The following is a 6,713-nucleotide window of genomic DNA, read 5'->3' on the forward strand; positions in this document are numbered from 1 at the left end:
GCGATGACCTGATTTTACAGCGCATCGCGATCTTTCGGATTCGCTTCTTGCGCTTTAGATTTTTGATTTTGCGCATGTCGTTATCGCAAAACTGTTACACACTTTTGCGCGACATGTTTAGCCTCATGCCGCCTGCAAGAGCCGCAGCGCGCCGGGCTTCAGCACGGTTTCGATATGCGGAACCATGGTGTTGCGTGCGAAGCTGTAGACCTCCGCGCAGCCGATGATGTCGAAGCCGAGCTTCTGCTGCAGCTTCAACGAGGCCGGATTGTCGGCGAAGACGCCGGAAAACACGGCGACCTCGGGCATGCGGCGGGCGAAGCGCTCGAGCGCGGCTGTGACTGCCTCGGTCATGATGCCGCGCCGCCAGTAGTAGCGGTTCAGCCAGTAGCCGAGGTGCCAGCGGCCATGCCTGAGGTCGATGCCGACGCAGCCGATATGGACGTCGTCCCGCTCGGTGATGGCCAGCGCCCAGTCACGGTCGAGATCGCTGCAGGTGCGCGGGACCAGCCAGTCCATGGCATCCTGCCGGTCGTACGGCACCGGCACGCGGGCCAGCATGCGGGTGACGGCGAAATCCGACAAGGATTCCGTGATCGCGTCGGCATCGCCGAGCCTATGCGGGCGCAGCGTCAGCCGTTCGGTCCGGATGACCGGCGTCGGTCCGGGCACCAGGGTCCTGGCGTCGCGGCGGTGCAGGATGGCGGCGTTCATCTCAGACCTCCCCAGCTACGCAGTGACATCCAGGTCTTGCGATCGAGCCGGTACCATTCGACCGATACCGTGCTGCCAAGCGCCAGCGATGCTGCAAGGCCAGATCCCTGGAACTGGAACCCGCACTTCTGCACGACCCTGCGCGAGGCAACATTCATCACCCGGCAACGGGCATCGATCTGGGCGACATTCTCGCGCGTACGGAAGACCATGTCGATCAAGGCATGGGCGGCTTCCGTCATATAGCCCTGGTTCCAATAGGGCTCGCCCAGCCAATAGCCGATCTCTACGGTCTGTGGGTCGGCCGTCGGCTCGACCCCGCAACAACCAAGAAAGGCGCCGTTTTCGGCTCTGGTGATCGCATAGACGCACTTGCCAATCTCGCCAAGCTTCGTGCGTCGCACGAAATCGGCGGCATCGGCGGTCGTATACGGGTGCGGCATACGCGATACCATTGTGGCGACGTTGGCGTTGTTGGCGAGATGGGCAAGGGCGTCGATGTCTTCTTCGTGGGGCGCGCGCAGAACGAGCCTTTCCGACAACAAGACAGGGCAATCGGTCCTTAACCGCTCTGGCCTCAGCCGTTCTTCGGGAGACCTCGATTGGCCTTCCCTTAATAATTCGCCTTGCATGGTTCAGTCCTCCTGGTTTGGGTAAAGAAAAAGGGGAGATGGCGCCCCATCTCCCCTTTTTTCTTGACTGAACCTGATGCGATCAGCCGGGTCGATGAGACGCCGGCTGTTTTTGAGCGCTACCGGCTTATTCCGCTGCTTCCGCTTTCGGCATTACAGACACGTATACGCGGCCATTGGCCTTCGTACGGTAGTCCACATTGCCGGCTGTAAGCGCAAAAATGGTATGATCTTTGCCGAGGCCGACATTGGTGCCCGGATGCCACTGCGTACCGCGCTGACGCACGATGATGTTGCCTGCAACGACGGTTTCGCCGCCGAACTTCTTCACGCCAAGGCGCTTGGATTCGGAATCGCGACCGTTGCGCGAGGAACCGCCAGCTTTTTTGTGTGCCATTGGAGTTCTCCTTTAAACCTTGATCCCGTTACTTACTTGGCAGCCACGATGTCCGTGATGCGGACAACCGTGTGATGCTGGCGATGGCCGCGCGAACGCTTCGAATTCTGACGACGGCGTTTTTTGAAGGCGATGACCTTCTTGCCGCGGTTGTGCTCGATCACTTCGGCCTTGACGGAAGCGCCCTGAACGAAGGGAGCACCAATCGCAGCGTCGGCGCCTTCGCCGATAACGAGGACTTCGGTGAATTCTACGGTGTCGCCGGCGGTGGCTTCCAGCTTCTCGATGGTCAGCACGTCGTCAGCTGCCACACGATACTGCTTACCGCCGGTCTTGATGACTGCGAACATTTTTTATCCTTTCATGTTCGTTCCGGCTCTCTCGCCCCGAAGGACAAGCGGCCGTCTTTTTATCAGTCTAGGTTTAGCAGGGATTCCAAAGGCTTGCGGCCTCGAAAAAGATCTGCCGGTGAAACCCCGCGCAGAGCGGAGCGGCCAAGGCACGGACTTATCCACACCTATTGCGTCGCACGGGATATATAAGGGCCCGTGATCTGTCAAGGCAAAAGGATGAAAACCTTGAATATTCACCCTTGCCATCCCATCCTTCTATCGCTATGAGAACGCCCGCGTCGAAAAACGCGCCGACCAGCATAACCGGAGAGGTGGCAGAGTGGTCGAATGCACCGCACTCGAAATGCGGCATGCCTGCAAGGGCATCGTGGGTTCAAATCCCACCCTCTCCGCCATGCTCCTTTGCGTAAGTAATTGAAATATAACCGTTATCTGGTGCTTTCTTTCCGAAAGCTTGCGCTGCAGCCTGCATCTGACGCTTCCTATTTCGAAGTCCCGCCGAAAGGAGACGCCGTCGCGCTCCTGACATCGCCGATCCCGAATCTATGGCGTCCGCATTTTTGAAGGTGCTAGTTTCGGAACGAGGGTAACGATCCGGGCTGATAGGAGCGATATCACCGTGATCAATGCCAAGAAGCCTCCGATATAGAGTAGCGGGGGCACCTGGTCGCTATCGACGAAGTGGGCGTAGATTTCCGTGAAGCCCCGGTGGCACATGTAGATCGGGTAGGAGAGATAGCCGAGAAATATGCCAAGTGGCTGAATGCGCTCCGGAATTTCCAGAAACGTTCCGGCAAGGACGACAAGGGGCGAAATGACGATGCAGGACAACAGCGCGAATTTCAGCGAGTAGACTGGCAGAAACAGCAGGCCGAAAATCAGGACGATCGGCAGGAGCGCGAGATAGGTGGTGACGGGCGGCCTGCCTTTGCGAAGTCTGCATATGATCATTCCGACAACAAAGGAGAAGAAGACCCGCGCCAGTCCGCCATCGACCGATCGCCATTCCCAACCGAGATCGAGGGATCGGTGGAAGGAGACGGAAGCCACCAGGCCGGCCAGCGAGACGGCGACGATGACCGCCAGACTTCTCGTTCTCATCCGGAAAAGCACCAGCGCGAATGCGAGGTTGACGAGCAGTTCCCAGAACAGGGACCATGCCGGTCCGTTCAGGGGATAGAGCGGCAATATATCCGTCGCGGATCTCGTTAGAAAACTCGGCGAGGGCAGCATGAACAGGGTTGTTGTCAGGCTTGCGAGCAGATCACCGACGGTGTCGTTCGACGATTTCCAATAGGCAAGTAGCTGCACCAGCCCATAGAGGGTGCCGAGCAGGAACAACGGATAGAGGCGCGCGTATCGGGCTTTCATGAAGGCTCTCAGCGGCATGCCGCCGGAGAGCTTTTCGCTGTAGGCGCGCGCGATGACGAAGCCGCTCAGAACAAAGAAGAAATCGACCGCGACATAGGCCAGGGGCGCATAGGGCCGCTGAAGATGGTAGACAACCACCGAAAATGCCGCCAGGCCGCGCATGGCATCCAGCGATGCGTATCTGTGGCGCGTTCGGCTGGCCGGCTGCAAGAGTGGTTGCCATCGAGAAGGAATAATCTCGGGATCGATTTTCCGCACCGATATCTCAGATTCGTTTCGCACTGGCCACCATTCCGCTTGTCTGATGTCGTTGATGCCTGGAGCACCGTGCGTTCATCTGAACGGACAAGGGTCGCTCCAGTCTTTTGAATCTAGAGCATCTTAGCCGCTTGCAGGCGCTTCCACCTGAAAGCGGGGATGCTCCAGGGCGGCGCCAAAAAATTCGCTACGCAGGGCGCGATCGAGCGGGCGGATCCGAAGTAGATTGCGAACAAGCTGGCGCGGATGCCGTAGCGCATAGGGACTAAAGAAATGCGACGTCAAGAGGCTGGAAGACTGGCTGTGCGCGCCGCTGTGCCCGACCCTGTAGATGGCGCCGCGAAATGGCAGCATCCCCAATGGGGTGCCTCGTTTGGCCAGTATCCCCGCGATGCGCACGTGGCTGCCCAACATCGACTTCACATAGTCGGCGCTGGCATCTTCGAAGGTCGCAGGCAGCTCGTAGAGACGCGACCGCACGATCAACGACGTGCCGCAGAAATTTGCAAAGTCATCGTGCTGCATGACCAGCCGGCCACCCTCATTCCAGAGGTAGCCCTTGTCGATCTTCCAGCCATTTGCGTCGGGCTGCCCGGCGATATGATCGACAATGTTGGCACTGACGAAATCGTCGTCATCGACGATCATGAAAAACCGCGAGTCGCGGGCAGCGAGCATGCCGCTCAGCACGCGGCGCCCCTTGTCGAGGCGGAAGGCGTCGTAGACCTTTTCTTTGTCGGCGCTTTGCATTTCGTGGTGCTGGTTCGGCGGAAACGTAACGCGCGCGACCGAAAATTGCGGTGGCAGATCGGGCAGGTCCGCCCCCTCATTCGCGACGATCACGCCACGCCAGTCGCGATGGTATTGGCCGGCTATCGACGCGACCGTCTGGGTCAGCCGCTCTTTCAGGGCAGGCCAATCCTTTGCATTGGCCTGATGTCGAACCGGGATGATGAAGGTGATGAGTGACATAAATTCCCTCCGTTGCGATCACACCGGCCTTGGCTGGTCCGATAGAGACACTGGAATGGAGATCGTTCGGCGCATCGCTCACGGCGCCGAACGAAGTTTTAGGACGGCTATGCGTGGCGCCGCCGCAGCGTTGTCTGCGCCAGGAAGAGCACCCTCTCCCGGCACAGGATGAAGATTAAGCCTGTGTAGACGATCGCGCCTACGGGGATTTCGATCGCCAGTCGCATGGCCGGGCTCCAATCCTGCAGCAATGCGGAAGCGCCGAGTACGGCGGCGAGCATGCCGACATAGGCGGCGATCGGTCGCAGAAACTGGGCAAAGTATTTTCCGATGCTGAGCGCGATGAGGCGGGACACCATCCAAAGCGTGACCGGCCAGAGGATCAGCACTTCGAGCATCAGCACGAAGACGATGGTGGCGACGCCATATCGGTAGAGCAGTAATACGGTAAGGATCGTCACGACGTTTCGCACGAGCTGGTAATAAAACCACCAGTCTGACTTCCCCTGACTGGTAATCAGGGATGCCTGGACAACGCCTATTCCGCTCATCAATCCAATGACGCAGAAGAAGCGAACCGGCCAGATCGCGGCGGCCCAATGCTGTCCGAAAATCAACGGGATGGCGTCATCTGCCACGGCCGCCAGACCCATGAAAGCTGGAAACGACACGAGCGAGCAGCCGAAAGTCGCCATGAGGAAGGCCTCGCGGACCTTGTTCTGATCGTGCTGGAGTGACGACAGGAGAACATGCGTGACCGAGGTCAGCCCTCCGGCGACGACGTTGTTTATCATCTCGAAAAGCCGCCTGGAGAAGTTATAGATGCCGAGCGCGGCCGGGCTGACGAGCGTGCCAATGATAAGCTGATCGAGGCTCATGGACTGAAGAAAACGGTTACCAGAGGCAAAGATGCCGTAGTGCAGAAGCTCGCGAAGACTGCTCCACTTGACCCGCAGCCCCGGCAGCCACGCCGCGCCCCAGAACGCAGCTACGCATCCGGCGGCAGGTGCCGCGATCTGCGCGATCGCCAGTGCCCAGAGGCCGAAGCCCGCGAAAATCAAGGCCAGGCATACCAGGCCGGATACGACCGTCGCGATCGCTGTGCGGACGGCAGCAAGATGGAAGGACATCGTGCGGCCGATCAGCGCATTGGGAACGATTATCATCATGTCGAAGAAGATCTTCAAGCCGATGATCATCAGGAGACCGACGATTTCGTCATGGCCCAGACCATGGGCGATATAGGACGATCCGGCGAAAATTGCGGCGTAGAGGATCGCCGCCGACGCGAAAGACAGCCAGAACACCGTGTCGAGGTGGCTACGCCGGATGGTCTTCTGCTGGATCAGCGCTTCGCCGAATGCGGTCGGCCCGAGGCCGGCGGCAAAGCTGACGATGCTGAAAGCGAGCGCCACGAGGCCGAAATCATGCGGCAGCAAGTATCTCGAAGTGACAATGAAGACGAGGCTGTTCAACGCCGTCGGTATCAGCGTATCCAGGGCCGACCAAAACGCGCCCTTCACCGCCGCGCGAGATCGGTTCTCACTTAAATGTTCGAAGACGATTTCATCCGCCTCGGGGACTACGCCTTCGATTTCCCAGGGGGGCGGCGACTTCAAGCCTTCATTCGATTCGCTAGCGATGATGCAACTCCATCTGGTTTGCGCCGAGGCAGTTGTGCATGGTCAAGAATTCGAACGCAGTGGTCTCAAATGGCTCCGAAATGCGTCAGGTCAAGCAGCCATCCTGCCGACCGGTACGGCGTTAAGACGAAAAAGGGGCGAGTTTTTGACGCGCTGCGACGTGTTTTCCATCTTTTGCTGCGGTGCACATTTGTGGCTGGCGACGGGCGCCGACGCAAGGATGAAGGCGTAGTATGCCCTGAACCGGCGCACGAGGCGGCGCTAAGCTCTGGTGCTAGTCACCTGGAACCAAAATAAGCTTCATTTTGTTTGGCTTCTGTTAGAAGAGCAGGAGTTGATTGATGGTTGGCAGGCAAGCAGGCCTCGTCGTTCT

7 protein-coding genes and 1 tRNA gene are annotated in these 6,713 nt (G+C 58.8%); 1 reads left to right on the top strand and 7 read right to left on the bottom strand.

All coding sequences use genetic code 11. The features are described 5' to 3' along the window. Positions 1-123 precede the first annotated feature (123 nt). The 4 genes from PY650_RS12710 to rplU all read right to left on the bottom strand — a co-directional run bounded on the left by PY650_RS12710 (position 124) and on the right by rplU (position 2,093). Entirely contained in the window at positions 124-714 is a 591-nt protein-coding gene (locus tag PY650_RS12710; protein WP_285879617.1) for a GNAT family N-acetyltransferase, read from the bottom strand. Next, entirely contained in the window at positions 711-1,346 is a 636-nt protein-coding gene (locus tag PY650_RS12715; protein ID WP_285879618.1) for a GNAT family N-acetyltransferase, read from the bottom strand. Before PY650_RS12715 ends, PY650_RS12710 begins: the two co-directional genes overlap by 4 nt. A 127-nt stretch (positions 1,347-1,473) precedes the next feature. Continuing rightward, the gene (gene rpmA, locus PY650_RS12720) at positions 1,474-1,743 is read right to left on the bottom strand and encodes a 50S ribosomal protein L27 (protein ID WP_285879619.1); all 270 of its coding nucleotides are present in this window, start codon (positions 1,741-1,743) and stop codon (positions 1,474-1,476) included. A gap of 32 nt (positions 1,744-1,775) precedes the next feature. Next, positions 1,776-2,093 carry a 50S ribosomal protein L21 gene (gene rplU, locus PY650_RS12725; RefSeq protein WP_285879620.1) on the bottom strand — a complete coding sequence of 106 codons (318 nt, stop codon included), beginning with the start codon at positions 2,091-2,093 and terminating at the stop codon, positions 1,776-1,778. Between the two features lie 308 nt (positions 2,094-2,401). Between rplU and PY650_RS12730 the strand changes: the two genes are divergently transcribed. Then, positions 2,402-2,491 (top strand) — tRNA-Ser (locus tag PY650_RS12730). 148 nt (positions 2,492-2,639) lie between these two features. Here PY650_RS12730 and PY650_RS12735 read toward each other — a convergent pair. From PY650_RS12735 to PY650_RS12745, 3 genes are all read right to left on the bottom strand, one after another. Next, the gene (locus PY650_RS12735) at positions 2,640-3,725 is read right to left on the bottom strand and encodes an acyltransferase family protein (RefSeq protein WP_432761522.1); all 1,086 of its coding nucleotides are present in this window, start codon (positions 3,723-3,725) and stop codon (positions 2,640-2,642) included. A 123-nt stretch (positions 3,726-3,848) separates the two neighbouring features. Then, complete coding sequence (locus PY650_RS12740; protein ID WP_285879623.1) at positions 3,849-4,697, bottom strand: galactosyl transferase; 849 nt, start codon at positions 4,695-4,697, stop codon at positions 3,849-3,851. A gap of 107 nt (positions 4,698-4,804) precedes the next feature. After that, positions 4,805-6,316 (bottom strand): lipopolysaccharide biosynthesis protein, encoded by a 1,512-nt coding sequence (locus PY650_RS12745; protein ID WP_285879624.1) that lies wholly within the window; start codon positions 6,314-6,316, stop codon positions 4,805-4,807. Positions 6,317-6,713: the final 397 nt, after the last annotated feature.

It is taken from the genome of Martinezella calliandrae, from assembly GCF_030272695.1.
GTDB classification, from domain to species: domain Bacteria; phylum Pseudomonadota; class Alphaproteobacteria; order Rhizobiales; family Rhizobiaceae; genus Rhizobium; species Rhizobium calliandrae.

Excerpts from the sequence above, each read along its gene's own strand:
- PY650_RS12710 (WP_285879617.1), bottom strand. The coding sequence starts at position 714 with ATGAACGCCGCCATCCTGCACCGCCGCGACGCCAGGACCCTGGTGCCC.
- PY650_RS12715 (WP_285879618.1), bottom strand. The coding sequence starts at position 1,346 with ATGCAAGGCGAATTATTAAGGGAAGGCCAATCGAGGTCTCCCGAAGAA.
- rpmA (WP_285879619.1), bottom strand. The coding sequence starts at position 1,743 with ATGGCACACAAAAAAGCTGGCGGTTCCTCGCGCAACGGTCGCGATTCC.
- rplU (WP_285879620.1), bottom strand. The coding sequence starts at position 2,093 with ATGTTCGCAGTCATCAAGACCGGCGGTAAGCAGTATCGTGTGGCAGCT.
- PY650_RS12740 (WP_285879623.1), bottom strand. The coding sequence starts at position 4,697 with ATGTCACTCATCACCTTCATCATCCCGGTTCGACATCAGGCCAATGCA.